This window comes from Pseudomonas sp. GM102, from assembly GCF_000282555.1.
Lineage (GTDB): Bacteria > Pseudomonadota > Gammaproteobacteria > Pseudomonadales > Pseudomonadaceae > Aquipseudomonas.
The window spans coordinates 1-21064 of record NZ_AKJB01000017.1 but is presented as its reverse complement, the minus strand read 5'-3'; the positions used below and the strand labels follow the sequence as shown (position 1 = coordinate 21064).

The following is a 21064-nucleotide window of genomic DNA, read 5'->3' as shown; positions in this document are numbered from 1 at the left end:
CGGTGTAGGGGCGCGTCAGGGATCAGAGGTCGTAGCGCACGGACAACAAGAGGGTTCGCGGGTCGTTGATGGAGTAGAAGCGGGCGCCGCTGGAGGGCACGTAGCCGACCGATTGCGGGTAGGCGCGATCGAGCAGGTTTTTCACGGCCAGCGTGGTGGTCCAGTGACCGTCGCCGGAGAGGTAACGGGTGTTGGCGTTCCAGAAGGTCTGCTGGGGAATTTCCTGGACGTCGTCGTTGAGCGCGTTGGCGTAGGACTTGGTCTGGAACTGCGCATCGGTGCCCGCCAGCCAGGTACCGGGCAGTCCGGCCGGGATGGTGTAGTTGAGGCCGACGCTGGCGTTCCAGCGCGGCGAGAACACCAACTGCTTGCCGTTGGCATCGACACCGGCGCCGCTGGCATTTTCGAAGTCGTCGTACTGGCTTTCCAGGTAGCCGACATTGGCGGTCAGTTGCAGATCACGGGTCAGCGCAGTCAGGGTTTCCAGTTCTACGCCATAGGTGTGTGCCTGGCCGACGTTGGTCCGCAGGCTGACACCCAGCGCCGGGTCGTAGGCGTTGGTCTGCAAATCCTTGTAGTCGTTGTAGAACAGCGCGAGGTTGGCCCGCAGGCGCTGGTCGAAGAAGTCACCCTTGAAGCCGGTTTCCCAGGTCGTCACGTCTTCCGGCGAGAACGCTTGCTCAGCCGCGGCCCGGGTTGGCGCACGGTTGTCGTAGCCGCCGGCCTTGAACCCTTTGGCGACGTAGGCGTACTGATTGAGGTGCGGCGTCCAGGCGTATTCGAAGCCGAGTTTGGGGCTGGTGGACTGCCACGATTTGCTCGAATTGGCGCTGAAGTTGGTCCCGGTGATCTGCCGGTTAGTGTTAATCGCGTAGTTGGTGTAGTCGAAGTTCTTGTGTTCGCGGGTGAAGCGCAGCCCGGCGATCAGCGACAACTGCGGGGTGATCTTGTAACTGCCCTGGCCGTACAACGCGTAGCTTTCAGTGTTGGTCGTGCTGTATTGACCCTGGCCAATCACCCGATTGCGCGCCACGGAATAGGTGAGGTTGTCGCGGTCGGCTTCGAATTTTTCGCGGTACAGGTACAGGCCGGTGCTGAAGCTGAATTTGTCGTAGTCGCCGTTGAGCTGGAATTCCTGGGTAGCGTAGTCCTGCTTGTAGGTGATCAGGTTTTGCTGGATCAATGCTGCCTGGCCCGAATTGTCATAGTCCACCGGCTGGTTGAACGCCGAATAAGCGGTCACCGATTTGAAGTTCAAGTGGTCGTCGATGGCGTAGATTGCGCGCAGTACCGAGCTGCCTTGGTCGAGTCGGTTCTTCGGATTGAGGCTGCTGTAGCTCTTGAATTTATCGAAGTGGCCGTCGGCATCAAACGGCGTGTAGCTGGTGGTGTCGCCACGGTCGAAGGTGCCGGCCAGAGTCAGTTGCACATCCCACGGCGAATCGATCGGGTTGAAGCGCAACTTGCCGCGGTAGGACTGGATGTCGACGTTGTTCACATCCTCGCCGCGGGTCGGGTTGGAGACCGTGCCGTCACGGGTCAGGCGAATCGCCGAAAAACTGCCGAACAACGCGTTGTCCACCAGCGGACCACTGATCAGCAATCGGCCGTTCTGCGCGTTGTAATTGCCGGCGCCGAGCTCGAAGAAGCCCCGGGTTTCCTGGGTCGGATCACGGGTGATCACGCGGATCGCGCCGGCGCTGCTGTTGCGTCCATACAGCGTGCCTTGCGGGCCGCGCAACACTTCGACGCGCTCGACGTCGTTGAAGTCGAGCATCGAGGAAATCGCCCGCGGGATGTACAGGTCATCGGCGTACACCGCGACGGCGGCTTCCTGGATCGGATCGGTTTCGCCGATGCCACGAATCCCGTAGGTCTGGGCGCTGTAGGAGATCGACTGGCGACTCAGGGTCAGGTTCGGCACCTGCCCGGAGAGGTCGCGGATGCTTTTGATCTGCTTGTCTTCCAGGGCTTTTTCGTCGAACGCGGAAATCGCCAGCGGGGTTTTTTGCAGGTCTTCGCTGTGGTGTTCGGCGGTGACTGTGACAACGGGGAGGGCACCATCCATGGTGTTTTCTTCGGCGTGGGCCGACAACCCGAACATCGCCAGCGACACGGCCAGCGTCAAACGGTTTGCAGTGAAGGTGTTGTGCATGGTGAACCCCAAGTGTGTAAGCGCAGCGTTGGCGTCGTTATGTTTTTTTGGGCAAAGCGTTGCCGGGGCCATGTTTCGAAAGCCATGGCGGCGGGGGGCTTGAGCCGGTTTCGGATTTGGGTGTGGCAGTTGACCGTGGAATGGTGTCGGCCGGAAAAACGTGCAGTTCCGTGGGCCTCCACCTGGTCAGGGGTCGGTGATGGTTGTAACAGTATTTGTATAATACGGCGCTGTAAAAGTCCGATTGGTTATAAGTTAATTATAAAAAATAGGCATTAAGTGTTGTATAGAGATGCGTAAAACTGATGTTGATGTGGGCGGTTAAAACGCATTCGCGGGCAAGCCTCGCTCCTACAGGAGCGAGGCTTGCCCGCGATGACGGTGGTTCGGCTGGATTCAATACCCGCGTTGTACGTCTGCCTGATTCTCCAGCGCCAAACCGTTGAGATAACGCTCAAGATTGGCCAGGAAACTGTCAGCTATCTCATGGCCACTGTTGGTGGAAATCGCCGAGGTATGGGGTGACAAGCGCACCCGTGGATGGGTGTAGAACGGATGTCCGTCCGGCAGTGGCTCGGGATCGGTGACGTCCAGCGAAGCCAGGCCGATCGTTGCGCTGTCCAGTGCTTCAAGCAACGCCCCGTGATCCAGCAGACCGCCGCGGGCGATGTTGATCAGGTGCAGGCCGGGTTTGGCGCTGGCGAGCACCGCGCTGTTGACGATATGCCGGGTCGCACCGGTCAACGGCGCGGCCAGCACCAGATGGTCGGAACGGGCAAACAGGTCATGGATATCGCGCGCGGCTTCGACGCCTTCCACCTCGAACGGCGTCTGACTCTGACGCAACGCCAGCACATTGATGCCCAAGGCGTGGGCCTTGTTCGCCAGGCTGCGGCCAATCGCACCGAAGCCGAGAATCCCTAAGGTGGTGCCCTTGAGCGGCGTCAGTGCGGTGAAATTCCATTGCGAGTCATGCACCCAAATGTCCGGCAGACGCTTGGCAGCAGCGAATATCGCGGCCAAAGCGAATTCGGCGATGTTCTCGGCAGCACTGCCGCGCGAAGTGCTCACCGGCGGGCCGTTGAACAGCCATTGAGGGTAGAAGTCGATGCCGGAAGACACCACCTGAACCCACTTCAAGCCGTAGGGCCAACCCGGCGGCGGTGTGTCCGGTGCCAGATAGCCGCGAACATTGATCGGCCGCGCCAGCAAAATACTGACTTCAGTCGGCAGGTCGCTGGGGACGCCACTCGGCACGTCGATTAACCGGGCGTCAGGATGCGTGTGTGCGAGGCGCTGACGAATCACATCGTTGAAGTCTTCATCCAGTTGGCTGGCGATAATGAGCTGGCTCATGGGCGTTCCTTTGGCTGGTGCTGGGCGAAGACCGCTTTGCCGACGCCTTGCAGCACGGCATCGTTCTGCGGCGTGTGAACACGGCTGCACAGCACATCGCGGTAATGCCGTTGCAGCGGATTCGTGCGGGACAGGCCGGGGTTGCCAGACGCCTCGATGGCCAACTCAACGGCGCGGATGGCGTTGCCGGTCACCAGGTATTTCAGTTGCGCGGCGTTACTGGCTGGCGTGCGACCTTCGGCGGCGGCATCCAGCAGGCTGCGGTTGGCGAACAACAGCGTGTCGATGTGCCCGACGGTTTCCTGGAAGCGCGGCAGGGTGGAGAGCGCCGCGCCGAGGTTGGATGGCTTGCGTTGTTCCAGCCAACCCACCAACCAGTCGCGAGCGGCTTGGGCGATGCCGTCGTAAACCGACGAGAGCAACACCGACATCCACAGGAAGCCGTCGCCATCGAGTTCGGGTTGCGGCGCGCTCCAGGGGCTGACGCTGACGGCATGATCCAGCGGCACCAGCACATTGTCGAACACCACTTCGTGGCTGCACGTGGCGCGCATACCCAGATGGTCCCAATCCTCGATGATGCTGATGCCGGGTGTGTCCTTGTGCACCAGCCAGGCACCGACCAGCGGATCTTCATCGGTGCTGCGCGCCCAGACGCTGAACCATGTCAGGCCATGACTGCCGGTGGAGTAGATTTTTCGGCCACTGATGCGCCAACCGGCAGAGGTGCGCCGGGCAACGGTCGCTGGCAAACCACCGCGAGCCGGGGTGCCGAGGTCGGGCTCGACCCGCAGGGCGTTGATCAACGCGCCTTGCTGGACGGCGTCCTGCGCCACTTGCAGGCGCAATGCTTCGGGCCAGGTTTTACTGTCTTGCAGGCGCGCGTGCTGGATGTACTGCATCACCAGGATCAACGCCGTCGAGGGTTCACCCTTGGCGATTGCGCTGATCGCCTTGCGCGCCTGGGCCAGATTCGCGCCACCGCCGCCGAGGGCTTTGGGCACGGTCAGCGCGACCAGGCCGTGCTCCTGCAGCAGCTTGAAATTGTCCTGGGGGAAGGCGCCGCTTTTGTCATAAAGGTGCGCCGTGGCGCTGAGTTGTGCGCCGATGGTTTCCAGCAAGGCTTCGAAGTTCGCCGCCTCTACCGATCGCAGCAAGGGCGGATGTTGAGAAGAAAGACTCATGGTGGATTCACTCGATCAAAAAGTGTGAACAGCAGTGGTTGGTGGCCACCGTAACCAACTGTGGCGAGGGAGCTTGCTCCCGCTGGGTCGCGAAGCGGCCCCGAATCCAGGCACTGCGGTGATTCCGGCAAACCGTTTTGCGACTGCTTCGCAGCCGAGCGGGAGCAAGCTCCCTCGCCACAGGTAGAAGTCGACTTTAGGGCTCATATCGGCAACAACTTGAACTGCCGGTCCCACAACGGACTGACATCCAACCGTTCGCTCAACACACCCGCAGCGAAGAACAAATCCGCGACCTCCTGTTGCGAGGCTATCGCCTGGTCGTCCACCTCGATGACTTTCCACGGCTGGCTGCGGCTGTTGTACATGTCGAGAAACACCGCTTTGTCGACGCCCAGTAGCTGCGCGGATTTGACGGCCCAGGGTTCGGGGTTGTTATTGATCCATTCCAGCGTGCGCGCCGTACGCTGCAAGTAGTCCTGAATCGCTTGTTTGCGCAGCGGGTCTTCGAGGGCCGCGGGGCGCGCTGCCATCAAGTAGTTGCCGGACAAATAACCCTCAGCGGTTTTCAACACCCGGGCGCCACTGCGGAATTTCGCCAACTGGATAAACACCCCATAAATCACCCAGGCATCGAGCTGACCGCTCTGGAAAGCACTGAAACCATCCTGCGGCGTGAGCGCTACCGCCGTGATGTCGTTCATCGTCAGGCCCTGTTCTTTCAGTGCCTTGATCAGAAAGTAATGCGAGGTGGTCGAGCGCACGTACCCGACCCGTTTGCCGCGCAACTGCCCGACCGATTCGAGTTTCGAGTCCTTGGGAATCAGGAACACCTGGTTGTTCACGTCGCCTTGTATCACTGCGATGAGTCGCGGTTGGCGATGGCTCTGGATAGAGAAGATCGGTGGGATCTCGCTCATGGAGCCGATGTCCAGGCTGCCCGAGGCCAGCGCTTCGACGATCAGGTTGCCGCCGGCAAATTCCGCGTAATCGACTTTGTAAGGGCGGTTAGCGGTGCCGGCGTCTTCGGTGAAATACGATTCCTGGCCGCGATAAGTGGCGACGCCCAGGGTCAGGTCCGAAAGCGAGGTGTTTTGCGCGAACGCACGCGAAGCCAATCCCATCGAGGACAGCCCCAGCGCCCCGAGGGCGAGTGAACTGGCCGTCAGGAAGCCGCGACGATTGAACTGCCCCGGCAGGCGATTAAAGGATTCGCTCATGCCAGTGCCTCGCTCTTCGGGTGAGCCTGGGCGGTTGTGTAACGGTTGGCGGGTGCCTCAAGTCCAAGGTTGTCGCGCAGGGTCGTGCCGCTGTATTCATCGCGAAACAGACCGCGCTGTTGCAGCACCGGCACGACGAGTTCGGTGAAATATTGCAGACCGTCCGGCAGCACCGAATTAATGATGAAACCGTCAGATGCGCCTTCTTCGAACCAAATTTGAATGGCATCGGCAACCTGCTCAGGCGTGCCGACGAAATCGCGCCGTGGCCGGGAGAAACGCAGGGCCACTTCGCGCAAGGTCAGGCCTTCGTCTTTGGCCAGTTGTTTGATCCGGTCCGAGCCGCCTTTCTGGCTATTGGAGCCTAAGTCACCCAGCTCGGGGAATGGCGCATCCAATGGGTACTGACTGAAATCATGGTCATTGAACGGCCTGCCGAGGGCGACGATCGCATCCTCAATACTCACCAGTTCCACCGCTTGCTGATAGCGGCTTTCAACTTCTGCTTCATCGCGGCCAACGATCGGACGGATGCCCGGCAGGATCGACAGCTTTTGTGCATCCCGGCCGAAGCCGCTGGCGCGCTTTTTCAGGTCCTGATAGTAGGCGCGTGCTTCGTCGAACCCCTCGGGGCTGACGAAAATCGCATCGGAATTCGCAGCGGCGAAATTACGTCCGTCCTCAGAGGTGCCGGCCTGGAAAATCACTGGCTGACCTTGCCGGGAGCGGGCGATGTTGAGCGGGCCTTTTACCGAGAAAAATTCACCTTTGTGCGCCAGCGCATGCAGTTTGCCGGGGGTGAAAAACTCGCCGCTTTGCTTGTTGTAGGCGAAGGCGTCGTCTTCCCAGGAGTCCCACAACCCCTTGACCACATTCACATGCTCCTTGGCGATGCGGTAGCGCACCGCATGGGGCGGGTGCTCGGCCTTGCCGAAATTATCGGCGGTGCCGCTGAGCCAGGAGGTCACCACGTTCCAGCCGGCACGACCGCCGCTGATGTGGTCCAGGGACGCAAACTGGCGCGCCACCTGGAACGGTTCGGTGTAACTGACGGTGACGGTTGCTACCAGGCCGATATGGCGAGTGGTCGCGGCCAGCGCCGAGAGGATGGTCAGCGGCTCGAAGCGATTGAGGTAGTGCGGGCTCGACTTCTCATGGATGTGCAGGCTGTCGGCGATAAACACGAAGTCGAACTTCGCCGCTTCGGCCAGTTGCGTTTGCTGCTGATAGAAACCGAAATTCACGCTGGCATTGGGCAGGGCTTGCGGGTGGCGCCATTCGCCCCAACCATGGCCGACGCCATGGATCATCGCCCCGAGTTTGAGTTGGCGTTGTTTGCTCATGGTTCTACTCCTTTAGCGCGAAGCCTGGGTAAGTGGGGGACGTTTGGTGTTGAAGCTCTTGTCGAAGCCTTGGGAGACGTCGATGTGTCGGGTCAGCAAGCCTTCTTCCTGATAGATATCGGCGGTGGCCTGCAAGCCGCTGACGACCGTGTCGTCAATCACCACCGGTTGCATGTGGGTCGCCTTGGCCACGGCCACATGCACCGCCAGGGGCAGGCCGGTGATTTTGGCCTGGGCGGCGGCGTACTCATTGGGGTGCTCGTTGCTCCAGCGGTAGGCCCGGTCGACCCGGGCGACGAAGTCGTCCAGTTGCTGGCGCTTATCGACGATGGCCTTGTCGGTGGCTGCGAGATAAAGGTGATTGCTCAGCAGGTTGCTGCCGCTGACCAGGATCTTGGCCTGACTCTGAGAGGTGACGACGGTGGTGTAGGGATCCCACGTGGACCAGGCATCCGCGGTGCCGTTATCCAGCACCAGTCTTGACTCGCTGGGCAGCAGGAAAACGAACTGCACATCCTGGGTGCTCAGGCCGGCGCCGCGCAGGGCCTTGATGGCCAGGTAATGCCCGATCGAGCCGCGTGTGGTGACGATGCGCTTGCCCTTGAGGCCTGAGACATCCTTGATCGGTGAATCCTTGGGCACAAGAATGGCAGTGGTATTGCGCCCCTCGGCATGAATGATGCTGACCACTTTGAGCGGCGCACCGGCGCCGAGGGCGAACACATAAGGCGCATCGCCCAGGGCGCCGATGTCTACCGCTCCAGCGTTCAACGCTTCACCTAACGGCGCGGCGGCGGGGAACTCGGAGAACTGGATCTGGTAGGGCACATTTTTCAGTTCACCGGAGACCTCCAGCAGTACCTTGATCGTGGACTTTTGATTGGCCACCAACAGCGGTTGCAGGTCGGCGGCGTGAGTGACGGCGCCAAAGGTGAGGACGGTGGCGATCAGCAGATGTTTGAACGGCTGGGTGAAACTCATAGCAGCATGCTCCAGGCGGGACTTGATGCTTCATGTCACCTCCGCCTGGAGAAAGGGGTCGGGCTGAATTCAACGTTGGGCGTATCAAGTGGCGCTGCCCGGTATACGGCGCAGAAGCCTTAAGGGCTCAGATCACAAAAAAGCCATGGGTGGCGTCGCGGGCCAGTTGCGCCACCAATCCATATTCCCAGTCCAGATAGGCTTGCATTGCTTCGCGAGGACTGTCGGTGCCTTCATAGGGGCGGCGATAGCGATCAATGCGCGGTGAAGCCAGATGAGTTTCACCGTCTTGCAGTGGCAGTTGCGCAGCGATCCAGCTGGCCGTGCCGCCCTTGAGCAGGAACACGGGTTTGCCGGTCAGGGCCTCGACATCAGCGACAGCCAGCCGTGCCAATTGGCTGCTGCCACAGGTCAGCACGTAGCGTTGTGCGGCCGGTACGTTGGCCAGCGCTTCGCGCAATTGCCCGCGCAGTGCCCACCATGCACCGGGGATATGGCGTTTGACGTAGTTGGCGCTGCTGGTGAAATCCAGCACCACACTGTCGCCATGGGTCAGCCATTCGGCCAGGGTTTCGGGGCTGATTTCCTCGGCTTGCTGCGGCGTGGGGACCGGCGCCTGCCAGGCACCTTTCTCGCTGAAATGCGCAGGCTGCACGTCATCCAGCACATGCACCTCCCACCCCAATTGCGAAAGCCAGGACGCGGACATGTTGGCCCTCACGCCATCGTCATCGACCAGTACCAGGCGCGCACCGCGCACGCTGGCAAAGTGATCGGTTTCCTGCACCAGTTGGCCGCCCGGTGTCGAGCGGGCCGAGGGCAGGTGGCCGGTTTCAAATTCTTCCGGGGTGCGGACGTCGAACAGGTAAGTGCTGCGGGTTGCTTCTTGTTGCCAGCCTTGCAAGTCGGTCAGAGTTGCACGGCCGACGAGGGCTTTGTCGGCAACGCGACGGGCATCCTGGGCGGCGATGTGTCGGTGTTCTTCGCTGGTCGGCGCAAAACGGCGCGACTGGCCGTGTTGCAGTTTTTGACCGGCCAGGGTCCAGCCGATGGTGCCGTTGCGCAAGGCTGAAACCGGGTTGGCGATACCGGAATTGATCAACGACTGAGTGCCGATGATGCTGCGGGTGCGACCGGCGCAGTTGACGATGATCCGCGTTGCCGGGTCCGGCGCCAGTTCTCGGACACGCAATACCAGCTCCGCGCCCGGAACGCTGATGCCGGTGGGAATGCTCATGGTTTGATATTCATCGAAGCGCCGGGCGTCGAGCACCACCACATCGGCTTCGCTGTCGAGCAGTGCCTGCACTTCTTCCGCCGCCAGGGATGGCGTGTGACGCTGGCTCTCCACCAGTTCGCCAAAGGCTTTGCTCGGCACGTTGACGTCGATAAACAGCTCGCCACCGGCACGGCGCCAACCGTCCAGGCCACCCTCCAGCAAGCCGACATTGATGTAGCCGAGCTCTTGCAAGCGCTGAGCGGCGATCTGTGCGAGGCCTTCGCCGTTGTCGTAGACGGTCACCGGGGTATCCAGCCGCGGGATCCGCGAGTACACCTCCAGCTCAAGCCTGGACAGTGGAATGTTGGCGGCGAACAACGGGTGCGCCTCAGCGAAGGGCGCTTCTTCACGCACATCGACGAGGGCTAGTTCTTCTTTGTTCAACAGTGCCTTTCGAATCTCGGTGAAGGAGCGGATCAGCTCTTTTTTTACAGGGCTTGTACTCATAAGGCTTGGCTCTCTTTGGACAGATCCCAGATGTTGGGGAGAAAGGCGTTGGAATAACCGGAGATAAACAGTTTTTCGCTGCCGTCGGGCTGATACACCGCGCGGCGCACGGCGCCTATGTTGGCGCCATAGACATGGATGCTGATGGACACCTGATCATCAAAGGCATTGCTGACTTGATGAATGTCGCCAATCTTGGGCGACACCGCTTCGACCTGGCCGGGTTGCAGCTGAGTCAGGTTGCCCTCGGCCACCAGCGTGCCGTCGGTGTGGCGGGCGAAACCTTGGGAATATTCGGCACCGCGCAACATGCCGATCAGGCCCCAGACCCGATGATCGTGGATTGGCGTGCGTTGCCCCGGCCCCCAGACAAAACTGACGACGCTGAAGCGCTGTCGTGAATCGGCATGCAACAGGTATTGCTGATAACGCTGCGGATCGGGGCGGGCAAAGTCTTCTGGCAGCCAGTCGTCGTGGCTGACCAATTGGCCGAGCAGCTGGCCTCCGCGATGCAGCAGGTCACCCTCGCGCGGGTGGCTGTCGATCAGTTCAGCCAAGGCGCCTATGAATGCTCTGAGTCTCTCTGGGTGTCGGGCCTGGGTCATGGCGATTCCATCGTTCGTTTCGAAGGTTGTTGTGATTATCTAAGCATAATGATTGTTCTTAATATGCTATTTTTTAATGATTAGGTTATAGCTGAAAGGAATTAAGAACTCGATTGAATAGCGTTATACGTTATCGATAGGAGCCAGGGAGCGCTCCGGGCTATCCAGACTCCAGCAATAGAACTATGCTTTTCAGACATCTTATTGACTGTTCTCTATGTGCGGGCCAAATGAAAATTGATGATATCGATGCCTTCGTCGAAGTGATTCGTTGCCAGTCCATCAGCCATGCGGCCGAGTCGCTGCAATTGACCCAGCCGGCGATTACCCGGCGTGTGCAGAACTTCGAGCAGGCGTTGGGCGTGGAGCTTTTCGACCGCAACACCAAGCCGCTCAAGCCCACGTTGATTGGCACGCGGGTGTACGAACAGTGCCGTTTGATCCTGCGGGAAATGGACGCGTTGCGCGAACTCGTGGCCACCGATGCGCCGCCCACCGGGCTGTTGCGCCTGGGCGTTCCGCAAACCATCGGCGATGTGGTGCTGCTCGATGCCCTCAAGCATCTGCGCGTCGAATACCCCGAATTGCGCGCGCAGGTTGCAACAGGGTGGGGCAGTCAACTGGTCGGCAAGATCGAACGCGGTGAACTGGACGCCGCGGCGGCGCTGTTCCCGGCGGGCAAGATTTTTCCGGACAACATCGTCGGTGAGTCCATCGGCAAGATGGAACTGGTGGTGGTCTGCGCCAAGGCGCAAGTGTCCAAGCGTGCGTGCAAACTCGCCGACGTTTACCAGAGTGGCTGGATTCTCAACCCTGACGGCTGCGGTTTTCGCGCCGGGTTGCAACGAACCTTGTCTGACCAGGGGCTGGCTCTGAGGGTCAATCTGGAAACCTTCGGTACTGAATTGCAGTTGGGCCTGGTCGCCGACGGTCTGGGGCTCGGGCTGGTGCCGCGTCCGTTGCTGGAGCGCAGTGCGCATTTCGATCAGTTGGCGGTGATGCCGCTCAAGGATTTCAAACCGCTGATGGACCTGTGGCTGATCTACCCGCACTTTCTCGGCAACCTGCAAGGGCCGGTCGATGCCTTTGGCAAACTGGTCGCCGGGTCGCTGCAGAAGATCAAGAACGCGGCATGATCAGCAACTGAAGACATAAAAAAAAATGATAATTAGCTTAGATTAAAATGTGCTTTTTATTATTTTTTGGCATCCCCTAGGCTGGCTGGAAATCCTTAAGGCCATCCAGGAAGTTTTGCCATGAGCAGCGTCAGCCCGTTATCCAGCGTCTCGAAAAATGTTCGTCAGCGCGTCACTCCCGAAGAATGGGAAGTGCGGGTCAAACTGGCCGCAGCCTATCGGTTGGCGGCGTTGTTCAAGTGGACTGACCACATCTACACGCACTTTTCCGCGCGGGTGCCGGGGCCTGAGGAACATTTCCTGATCAATGCCTTCGGGTTGTTGTTCGATGAAATTACTGCGTCCAACCTGGTCAAGGTCGACATCGACGGCACCATCGTCGATGACCCGACCGGCCTGGGCATCAACTACGCCGGGTATGTGATCCACAGCGCCATTCACGGTGCGCGTCCCGACCTGCAAGCGGTCCTGCATACCCACACCCGCGACGGCATCGCGGTATCGGCGCAGCGCGACGGGCTGTTGCCGATCTCGCAGCATTCCATCGGTTTTTCCGGGCGGGTGGCCTATCACGGTTACGAAGGCATCGCCCTGGATCTGGACGAGCGTGAACGGCTGGTGGCGGATCTGGGGGACAAAAGTGTGCTGATCCTGCGCAACCACGGACTGCTGACCGCCGGTGTCAGCGTTGAACACGCCTTCCAGCAACTGCACGGCCTGGAACGTGCCTGCAACATTCAGATCGCGGCGCAGGCCGGTGGCAATGCCGAGCTGATCTTCCCGCCGGCCGAGGTGGTGGCCAAGGTCGAGAAGCAGGCCGAGGTGTTCAAAAGTGGTGACGGGCCGGGTGTTGCGCGGCACTGGGATGCGCTGATTCGACAGTTGGAGCGCAGTGATACCGATTACAAGAACTGAGCCAGATATCCCAGGTGAATACAGAGGTGATGTGTCAGACACCAAACTTGCGATCACTGCCGATCAAAATGTAGGAGCGAAGCTTGCTCGCGAAAACGGTCTGTCAGTCAACATCTCTGTTGAATGTGCCGCCGTCTTCGCGAGCAAGCTTTGCTCCTACAGGGATTGGTGGTGAACACAATCCTTGCGAACACCCTACATGCGCAGTGCTTTACGCGACTTTTTCCGCCGCTTGCCGTTCACGTTCGGCCACCAGTTGACGGGTCAGCGGGATCAGGCGCTTGCCATAATCGATGGCATCGTTGAGTGGGTCAAAGCCGCGGATCAGGAACGTGGTGATGCCCAGGTCGTAGTAGTCGAGCAGGGCTTCGGCGACTTGTTCCGGGGTGCCGACCAGCGAGGTCGAATTGCCTTGTGCGCCGAGCAGGCCGGCGATTCCGGTCCACAGGCGCTTATCCAGACGCGAGCCTTGGGCTGCGGCCGCCAGCAAGCGTCGGGAGCCTTCGTTCGGTGGTTCGCGACGAACAAAACCGTTTTGTTCGGCCAATGCTGTGGCTTGTTGCAGGATGCGCTCGGCACGTTCCCAGGCTTGCGCTTCGGTGTCGGCCAGAATCGGTCGCAACGACAGGCTGAAACGAATGCTGCGCCCATGTTTGGCCGCCTCGGCGCGCACCTGATTCACCACTTCGCGCACCTGTTCGCAGGTTTCGCCCCACAGCGCGTAAACGTCCGCATGCTTACCCGCCACCGCGATGGCCGCCGCCGATGAGCCACCAAAATACAGCGGTATGTGTGGCTGTTGTGGCGACTTCACTTGCGAGTGCGCACCCTCGACCTGGTAGTACTTGCCCTGATAGTCGAAGGGATTTTCGCCGGTCCATTCCTGACGTAGCACGTCGAGGTATTCATCGGTGCGGGCGTAGCGCTCGTCTTTGCCGATGTAGCTTCCATCGGCTCGCAATTCGCGATCATCGCCGCCGGTGATGATGTGCACGGCAGTGCGCCCACCATTGAACACATCGAGGGTGGTGAACTGTCGTGCGGCCAGGGTAGGGGCGGCGAATCCCGGTCGATGGGCAATCAGGAACTTGAGCTTTTTCGTCACACTGGCGGCGTGGGAGGCAATCAGCGTGCTGTCCGGACTGTTGGAGTGGAACGCCACAAGGGCACGGTCGAAACCGGCTTCCTCATGGGCGCGGGCGACGGTCTCCACATATTCGGGCTGCAACACCGGGCCGCTGCGCGGCTGGGTTTCCGAGGATTGGTGGCCACCGATGTAACCGATAAATTCGATGCTCATGCTGAGTTCCTTGTCTTTGGATAGGCGTGATTCAAGCCTCCACCGGGCAGGGGGTCGGTCTGTGACGTCGAAAATAGGCGCCGTGGGGCAGGGCTGTGAAATGCCGTTTTGTTCTAAGTTAATTATTAATTAAATGAATCATACAAAATTGAAGATATCAGTAATGCGCATTTTAATCGGCGTCAGGAATGCATCCGCCACAGGACGTGCGTTGCACGGTTTAATTATGCAAATAATTTATCTGGATTATTTTCTATCTGATTTTTAATCATATTAGGTTATTCCCAAAAAGAATTTCACTGGCGTTTTTTATGCGAATAGCATGAATCCGAAGCCATATTCTTGATGAGGAAGGAAGCCTAATGACCGAAAAGACCTTCGATACGCAGAGCACTAGTAGCTCGTTTTCTGTCAGCAAGGCTATTGAAAGCCAGGGTGCGTCGAAGCTGATCCCCGGCTGGCTATACAACTGGCGAACCCCCGAAGTCTTTCTGCGCTTGCTCAGTCCGATTGCGTTGCTGCTCTTGTGGGAACTGGCGTCGCAGCTCGGCCTGATCCCACAACGGATCATCGCCGCACCCTCGCAAATCGGCGGCACCCTCTGGGCGATGATCGTCTCCGGGGAGCTGGGCAAGCATTTGCTGGTGTCGCTGCAGCGCGCGCTGCTGGGCTTGAGTATCGGCGTCAGCGTCGGCGTCGTCGCGGCACTGATCACCGGTTTGTCCAAGCGCGGTGAGGTCATCCTCGATTCGCCGATGCAGATGTTGCGCACCATTCCCTCCCTGGCGCTGGTGCCGTTGTTCATCCTCTGGTTCGGCATCGGCGAGTTCACCAAGATCGCGCTGATCGTCACCGGTACCACCTTCCCGGTGTACCTGAACCTGTTCGCCGGGATTCGCAACATCGACCCCAAATTGATCGAGGCCGCCAACACCCTGGGCCTGAGTCGTCGCGAGTTGATCTGGCATGTGATCCTGCCGGGCTCCTTACCCTCATTCTTTGTCGGCCTGCGTTACTCGCTGGGGATTTCCTGGCTGGCCCTGGTGTTCGTCGAACAGATCAACACCACCGCCGGTATCGGTTTTCTGGCCAGTGATGCGCGGGACTTCATGCGCACCGACGTGATCGTTATCTGCCTGCTTATTTACAGCGTCCTCGGCTTATTGATCGACGGACTGATTCGCACGCTGGAGCGTTTTGCCCTGGCCTGGCGCCCATCTTTTGTGAGGAACTGACATGTCGACTATCGCCGCAAAAAACCTGCAGTCAGAAGCACCGGTACAACTGCGTAATGTGGTGCGCCAATTCGGCCAGCAACGGGTCATCGATGGCCTGGACCTGGACATCGCACCGGGCGAATTCGTCGCGCTGCTCGGGGCCAGTGGTTCGGGAAAGACCACCTTGCTGCGCAGCCTGGCCGGCCTGGACAGTATCGACAGCGGTCAGCTGCGGGTGCCCAAGGCACGGGCCGCGGTATTTCAGGAGCCCCGATTGATGCCGTGGAAGCGCGCCTGGAAGAACGTGATTCTCGGTCTGCACACCCCGGACGCCAAGGCTCGTGCGCTGCAGGCTCTGACGGAGGTGGGACTGGCCCATCGGCTTGAAGCTTACCCGGCCACGCTCTCCGGTGGCGAAGCGCAACGCGTGGCACTGGCCCGTGGGCTGGTGCGCGAACCCAAGCTGTTGCTGCTCGACGAACCCTTCGCCGCGCTCGACGCACTGACGCGGATTCGCATGCATCGGCTGATCATCGAGTTGTGGCGCAAACACAACCCGGCGGTGCTGCTGGTCACCCATGACGTGGACGAAGCCATCCTGCTGGCCGACCGGGTGATCGTGCTGGCCAACGGCAAGATCGCCGAACAATTGTCGATCGGTCTGCCGCGAGCTCGAGACACCGGTCAGGAGGGTTTTCAGGAAATCCGTGCGCGCTTGCTGAGTTTGTTGGGGGTCGAAGTGGAAACCGTTGCCGTGGCTGAACGTCAGCTCACGAACAGCACAGTCCGGCGTTTTGCCCATGGCTGACGCAGCTTCCAATTCATTGATACGGGAATGTTCTGTTATGCCGATCCTCGTTCGGAAATCTGCGCTGGTGTTGTTGTCCAGCATCGCGTTGTTGCTCGGCGGTTGCGGTGACACGGTTGCGCCTCAATCTTCATCCGCTGCCAAGTCAGACTTGTCCGGCGTGAAGCTGATTCTGGGCGATCAAGCCAAGGGCTTGCGTACCGTGGTCGAGGCGGCGAATGCGTTGGAGGGCATCGACTACAAAGTTGAATGGGCGAACTTCCAGGGGGCCGCTCCCTTGTTCGAAGCTTTGCGCGCCGGTGCCGTCGATCTGGCGCCGGCCGGTGATACCCCGGTGCTTGCCGCCGCGACCGGGGGCACGCCACTGCGCATCGTCGCGGTACGGCGCAGTCAATCAAGGGGCATTGCGATCCTGGTTCCAGCCGATTCGGATATCCGCACCGTTGCCGATTTGAAAGGCCGCAATGTCGTGGTGTCTTCGGCCCGCGGCAGCATTTCCCAATACCTGTTGATTCGCGCGCTGGCCAACGCGGGCGTTGATGAACAGGACGTCAAGGTCGGGTTCGTCCTGCCGACCGATGCCTTGTCCGCATTCAACGCCGGCAAGATCGAAGCCTGGGCCACTTTCGGTATCTATCAGGCATTTGCCGAGCAGCAGGGCGCACGGGTGCTGATCAGCGGCGAGGGGATCAACACCGGGCTGACCTTCATCACGGCTTCCGATGAAGTGCTCACCGACCCACTCAAGCGCAAAGCACTTAGCGACGTGTTGCAGCGTTTCGCCAAGGCCTTCGAATGGGCCCGGCAACACCCCGACGAATATGCGCGGGTGTTCGCCAAGGTCAACGATATTCCCCTGGAAGTCTCGCAGCGACTACGCAGCTGGGGTGACGAAGCGCTGTTGCCGCTCGAACCACGGGATGTTCAGGCGCTACAGCAAGTCGATGACTTGTTCGTGGAAAAGAACATTTTCCCCCATCGTGTCGATGTGCAAAAGCTGACGGATGATCAAGTGTTTTCCCTGGTGCCTTTGACATTGACGCAATCGGAGCCGGCACGTTAGTCCGGGTCCAGGCGCGTGTTCAATTTGAATGTTTACAGGAGTCAATGAATGGGCAATGTCCAGAGCGCTGCAAGTGCCCTAGAGGTGTTTCGGCACCCGGCACCCGGTGGCGAGCTGCTCGACCTTGGCCGGGTTTTCCGCGAACCCCTGGCACTGTCGCGGCTGCACAGCACGCCCAAGCGTGTGTTGAGTCGTCGTGAAGGGGTCTTGCTCGGGGTGTTTGCCTTGGTGTTGCACGGCGCGGTGATTGTCTGGGTCAACCAGACACCGCCGCCGACATTGCCAGTGGTGCCACCGGAAATTCCGCCGATGACTATCGAGTTCTCGCAGCCGGCACCACCGGTGGTGATGCCGCCACCGCCCGAGCCGATTCCCCAGCCCGTGGTCGAACCACCACCGCCGGTTGAAGATGAGCTGGCTGTGAAACCGCCGCCACCCAAGCCCATTCCCAAACCAAAACCCGTAGTTAAACCGCTGCCTAAACCCGTGGCCAAGGCGGTAGAGCAAGCACCGGCGCCGCCCGCGGCGCCACAACCGGTCGCCACGCCTGCACCCCCAGCACCGCCGGCGCCGAAACCGGTGACCCCGGCGTCCGCCAGCGCCGGTTACCTGAAGAACCCGGCGCCGGAATACCCCTCGCTGGCGATGCGTCGCGGCTGGGAAGGCACCGTGCTGCTGCGGGTGCATGTCCTGGCCAGCGGCAAACCCGGTGAAATCCAGATCCAGAAAAGCAGTGGCCGAGATCAACTCGATGACGCCGCACTGGCTGCGGTCAAGCGCTGGAGTTTCGTCCCGGCCAAGCAGGGCGATATTGCCCAGGACGGCTGGGTCAGCGTGCCCATCGACTTCAAAATCAAGTAACTCAACCCCATCGATAGAACCGCGGGCCACCTGACAAAAGGCGCATCGCTACAACTGATCCATTGCCTTGTTGGAGAGCCTGACCATGAACCTGATCGCATCCCCCTTTGAGTCCATCGAACATACCGTCATCTGGCTGTTGATCCTCTTTTCCGTGGCCACCTGGGGCCTTGCCTTGCTCAAGGGCGTGCAGTTCACCCGGCTCAAGACGCAGGATCGAAAATTCCATAAACACTTTTGGGCGGCCTCCAGCCTCGACTCGGCAGCCGAACTCGCTCACAACCAACCCGGCGCGGCGGCACGCGTGGCGCTGGCCGGTTATGCGGCGATTCAAGTCAGCGACAACCAGAACACCGATCTCAGTCAGTCGATCAACCATCAAGACCGTCTCGAACGCGCCCTGCGCCAGCAGATCGTGCGAGAACGTCGCTCGCTGGAAAGTGGCCTGGCGATTCTCGCCAGTATCGGCAGCACCTCGCCCTTTATCGGTCTTTTCGGCACTGTGTGGGGGATCATGTCGGCGTTGAAAGGCATCAGTGCAGCGGGCTCGGCGAGCCTTGAAACCGTGGCCGGCCCGATCGGTGCCGCACTCGTCGCCACCGGTGTCGGGATTGCCGTCGCGGTGCCCGCGGTGCTGGTCTACAACTACTTTTTGCGTCGCCTGAAGCTGACCGCCGCCGACCTCGACGACTTCGCCCATGACTTCTACAGCCTGGCGCAGAAGCATTCGTTCCGTGTGCTGCTACACCCGGTCCTGAGCAAATCCGGCGCGACCGTCGCTGGACAGCAAATAAAGGAGGCCTCCTGAAATGGCCTTCTCCACACAAGACAGCGATGAAGTGCTCAGCGAGATCAACGTTACGCCACTGGTGGACGTCATGTTGGTGCTGCTGGTGGTGTTCATCGTCACCGCGCCGCTGCTGACCAACGCAATTCCGATCAACCTGCCAAAGACCGAGTCGGTGGCGCCGGTGGAACAGAAAGACCCGCTGGTGGTGAGCATCGATGACAAGGGCAAGGTGTTCATCAACAAAGACGAGATCCAGGCGGATCTGCTCGAGTTCAACCTGCAGGCGGCCAAGGCGAAAAACCCCGATGTGCGCGTGCAGCTGCAGGCGGACAACGGGGTGAATTATGGTGAAGTCGCGCGGGCGATGGCCTCGATCGAGCGGGCGGGGATTACCAGGCTGTCGGTGATAACGGCGAAATAGGATTCGGGTTTATTGCATTGGATGTGGGCGGTGAATGATGGGGGAGGCCGCGTTTGGCGAGCGAACTCCGCTTGCTCATGAAACCGACGGCCATACCTCAACTGCATGCATTGAGATGCATGCATCCATGCCTGCATTGCTCAGCTCAAAACGTCTGTCCCAAGGAAAACTGAAACACCTGTGTATCAGCATTTTCGGGTGTGCGCACCGGGAATGCCACGTTAGCGCTCAATGGCCCCAACGGGCTATACCAAGTAACCCCAACCCCAACCGAACTGGCCATCTGGTCGAGGTCGACCCCGTCGCAACCCTGGGTGGTGCTAAGGTGGCATTTGTTGGAGTAGACGCTGCCAACGTCCCAGAACACCGAAGTGCGCACGGATTTGTTGTCTTTGATGAAGGGCATCGGAAACAGGTATTCAACGCCGCCGGTGATGAGGATGTTGCCGCCCAGCGATTCGGTGTCGCGGTCGGAATAATACGCCTGCCCGGCGCTGGCATAGGTGCCAGTGGCCGGAGTGTTGCGTGGGCCGAGGGTGCCGCTTTCGAAGCCGCGCACCGAACCTTCGCCTCCGGCGGTGTAGTTTTCATAAAACGGCAGGCCGTCTGTCGAGCCGTAGCTGTTGCCGTAGCCGAGCTTGGTATGGAACCGCAGCGAGGTGGCGTCGGTGACCGAGAAGAAGGCTTGCCCAGTGTAGTCGAGCTTGTAGAAATTCAGGTCGCTGCCGGGCACTGTCAGCATCAGGTTCAGGTTTTGCGAATGGCCGCGGGTGGCCAGTACGCTGCGGTTCAGGGTCGACTCCGACCAACCGAGGTTAGCCTTGAGGTTGTTGAATTCTTTGCCTTCACGTTCGATGAAGTCATAGATCTCATCGGCGCTGTAGGTGCCTGGTTCGATGCTGTCATGTTGCACCGTCACGCCGAAGCTCAGCCTTGAGGTTTCATTGATCGGGTAGCCGACTGTTGTTCCGGCGCCATAGCTATTGATGGAATAGTACGAATAATCGTCATCGTAATATTCGTTGTAGTCGGTGGCGTTGTAGAACAGGTTGTAGCCCAGGCTCACGCCGTCCGGCGTGAAGTAGGGGTCGGTGAAGCCGATGTTGTACTTGCTTTGGTAAGACGAGCGAGTCAGGCCCAGGCTGGCATAGTTGCCGGTGCCGAGAAAGTTGTTCTGGGTGATCGAACCACCGAGGATCAGACCGGAGCTCTGGGAGAAACCGACGCTGGCGGTGATCGAACCGGACGCCTGCTCTTCAACGCTGTAGTTCACGTCTACCTGATCATCCACACCCGCTACCGCTGGAGTTTCGACGTTGACTTCCTTGAAAAAGCCCAGACGCTCCAGACGCGTCTTGGACTGGTCGATCAGGTAGGTTGAAGCCCAGCCGCCTTCCATCTGACGCATCTCACGGCGCAGTACTTTGTCGTCGGTCTTGGTGTTGCCCCGGAAGTTGATGCGGTTCACGTAGGCACGTTTACCCGGATCGACAGCGAACGTGATGTCGACGGTGTGGTCGTCATTGTGCGGGGTCGGCACGCCGTTGACGTTGGCGAAGGTGTAACCCTCGTTGCCCAGGCGACGGGTGATCAGTTCGGACGTGGTGGTCATCAGCTTGCGCGAGAACACCTGGCCTTTCTGAACCAGCAGCAGGGACTTGACCTGGTCTTCAGGCACTTTCAGGTCGCCGCTGAGCTTGACGTCACGAACGGTGTACTTCTCGCCTTCGTTGACGTTGACGGTGATATAGACGTGTTTCTTGTCCGGGGTGATCGACACCTGGGTCGAAGTGATATCCATATTGATATAGCCGCGATCCAGATAGTAGGAACGCAGACGCTCCAGGTCACCGGAGAGTTTTTCACGAGCGTACTTGTCATCGTTCTTGAAGAACGACAGCCAGTTGCTGGTCTTGAGGGTGAATTGATCGCTCAATTGCTCTTCGGTGAAGACGGTATTGCCCACCACGTTGATGTGCTGGA

General features: G+C 59.8%; 18 protein-coding genes. 8 read left to right on the top strand and 10 right to left on the bottom strand.

The window, feature by feature from the left end; genetic code table 11:
* Positions 1-22 precede the first annotated feature (22 nt).
* The 8 genes from PMI18_RS24630 to PMI18_RS24665 form a co-directional block, all read right to left on the bottom strand.
* The gene (locus PMI18_RS24630; RefSeq protein ID WP_033035888.1) at positions 23-2155 is read right to left on the bottom strand and encodes a TonB-dependent receptor; all 2133 of its coding nucleotides are present in this window, start codon (positions 2153-2155) and stop codon (positions 23-25) included.
* Positions 2156-2551: 396 nt separating this feature from the next.
* Positions 2552-3511 carry a D-isomer specific 2-hydroxyacid dehydrogenase family protein gene (locus tag PMI18_RS24635; protein WP_007896232.1) on the bottom strand — a complete coding sequence of 320 codons (960 nt, stop codon included), beginning with the start codon at positions 3509-3511 and terminating at the stop codon, positions 2552-2554.
* Positions 3508-4695 (bottom strand): acyl-CoA dehydrogenase family protein, encoded by a 1188-nt coding sequence (locus PMI18_RS24640; RefSeq protein ID WP_007896231.1) that lies wholly within the window; start codon positions 4693-4695, stop codon positions 3508-3510. The genes PMI18_RS24635 and PMI18_RS24640 overlap by 4 nt, the downstream gene beginning before the upstream one ends.
* A gap of 203 nt (positions 4696-4898) precedes the next feature.
* Positions 4899-5915, bottom strand: a complete 1017-nt coding sequence (locus PMI18_RS24645) for an ABC transporter substrate-binding protein (RefSeq protein ID WP_007896229.1) — start codon at positions 5913-5915, stop codon at positions 4899-4901.
* The gene (locus tag PMI18_RS24650) at positions 5912-7258 is read right to left on the bottom strand and encodes an LLM class flavin-dependent oxidoreductase (RefSeq protein ID WP_007896227.1); all 1347 of its coding nucleotides are present in this window, start codon (positions 7256-7258) and stop codon (positions 5912-5914) included. Before PMI18_RS24650 ends, PMI18_RS24645 begins: the two co-directional genes overlap by 4 nt.
* A 12-nt stretch (positions 7259-7270) precedes the next feature.
* Positions 7271-8239, bottom strand: a complete 969-nt coding sequence (locus PMI18_RS24655) for an ABC transporter substrate-binding protein (RefSeq protein WP_007896225.1) — start codon at positions 8237-8239, stop codon at positions 7271-7273.
* A gap of 127 nt (positions 8240-8366) precedes the next feature.
* Positions 8367-9965 (bottom strand): rhodanese-related sulfurtransferase, encoded by a 1599-nt coding sequence (locus PMI18_RS24660; protein ID WP_007896222.1) that lies wholly within the window; start codon positions 9963-9965, stop codon positions 8367-8369.
* A complete protein-coding gene (locus PMI18_RS24665) occupies positions 9962-10570 on the bottom strand; it encodes a cysteine dioxygenase (RefSeq protein ID WP_007896221.1) in 609 nt (202 codons plus the stop codon). Before PMI18_RS24665 ends, PMI18_RS24660 begins: the two co-directional genes overlap by 4 nt.
* Positions 10571-10800: 230 nt before the next feature.
* Here PMI18_RS24665 and PMI18_RS24670 point away from each other — a divergent pair, with 230 nt between their 5' ends.
* Positions 10801-11706 (top strand): LysR family transcriptional regulator, encoded by a 906-nt coding sequence (locus tag PMI18_RS24670; protein ID WP_007896220.1) that lies wholly within the window; start codon positions 10801-10803, stop codon positions 11704-11706.
* A gap of 120 nt (positions 11707-11826) precedes the next feature.
* Positions 11827-12621 carry a class II aldolase/adducin family protein gene (locus PMI18_RS24675; RefSeq protein ID WP_007896219.1) on the top strand — a complete coding sequence of 265 codons (795 nt, stop codon included), beginning with the start codon at positions 11827-11829 and terminating at the stop codon, positions 12619-12621.
* A gap of 211 nt (positions 12622-12832) precedes the next feature.
* Here PMI18_RS24675 and PMI18_RS24680 read toward each other — a convergent pair whose 3' ends face one another.
* The gene (locus PMI18_RS24680; protein ID WP_007896218.1) at positions 12833-13921 is read right to left on the bottom strand and encodes an LLM class flavin-dependent oxidoreductase; all 1089 of its coding nucleotides are present in this window, start codon (positions 13919-13921) and stop codon (positions 12833-12835) included.
* A gap of 362 nt (positions 13922-14283) precedes the next feature.
* On the opposite strand from PMI18_RS24680, the gene PMI18_RS24685 reads away from it, so the two are divergent.
* From PMI18_RS24685 to PMI18_RS24710, 6 genes are all read left to right on the top strand, one after another.
* Positions 14284-15156, top strand: a complete 873-nt coding sequence (locus PMI18_RS24685) for an ABC transporter permease (RefSeq protein WP_007896217.1) — start codon at positions 14284-14286, stop codon at positions 15154-15156.
* A 1-nt stretch (position 15157) separates the two neighbouring features.
* Positions 15158-15946 carry an ABC transporter ATP-binding protein gene (locus PMI18_RS24690; RefSeq protein ID WP_007896216.1) on the top strand — a complete coding sequence of 263 codons (789 nt, stop codon included), beginning with the start codon at positions 15158-15160 and terminating at the stop codon, positions 15944-15946.
* Positions 15947-15983: 37 nt separating this feature from the next.
* On the top strand, positions 15984-17009 hold the full coding sequence (locus PMI18_RS24695) for an ABC transporter substrate-binding protein (protein WP_007896215.1): 1026 nt from the start codon (positions 15984-15986) through the stop codon (positions 17007-17009).
* A 48-nt stretch (positions 17010-17057) separates the two neighbouring features.
* A complete protein-coding gene (locus PMI18_RS24700; RefSeq protein ID WP_007896214.1) occupies positions 17058-17870 on the top strand; it encodes an energy transducer TonB in 813 nt (270 codons plus the stop codon).
* A gap of 85 nt (positions 17871-17955) precedes the next feature.
* Positions 17956-18678 carry a MotA/TolQ/ExbB proton channel family protein gene (locus PMI18_RS24705; protein WP_007896213.1) on the top strand — a complete coding sequence of 241 codons (723 nt, stop codon included), beginning with the start codon at positions 17956-17958 and terminating at the stop codon, positions 18676-18678.
* Position 18679: 1 nt separating this feature from the next.
* Positions 18680-19081: an ExbD/TolR family protein gene (locus PMI18_RS24710; protein WP_007896211.1), complete on the top strand. Its 402-nt coding sequence runs from the start codon at positions 18680-18682 to the stop codon at positions 19079-19081.
* 145 nt (positions 19082-19226) lie between these two features.
* On the opposite strand, the gene bamA is transcribed toward PMI18_RS24710, so the two are convergent.
* Positions 19227-21064 (bottom strand): outer membrane protein assembly factor BamA (gene bamA, locus PMI18_RS24715; protein ID WP_007896209.1); only part of this gene is annotated, 1838 nt, incomplete at its 5' end.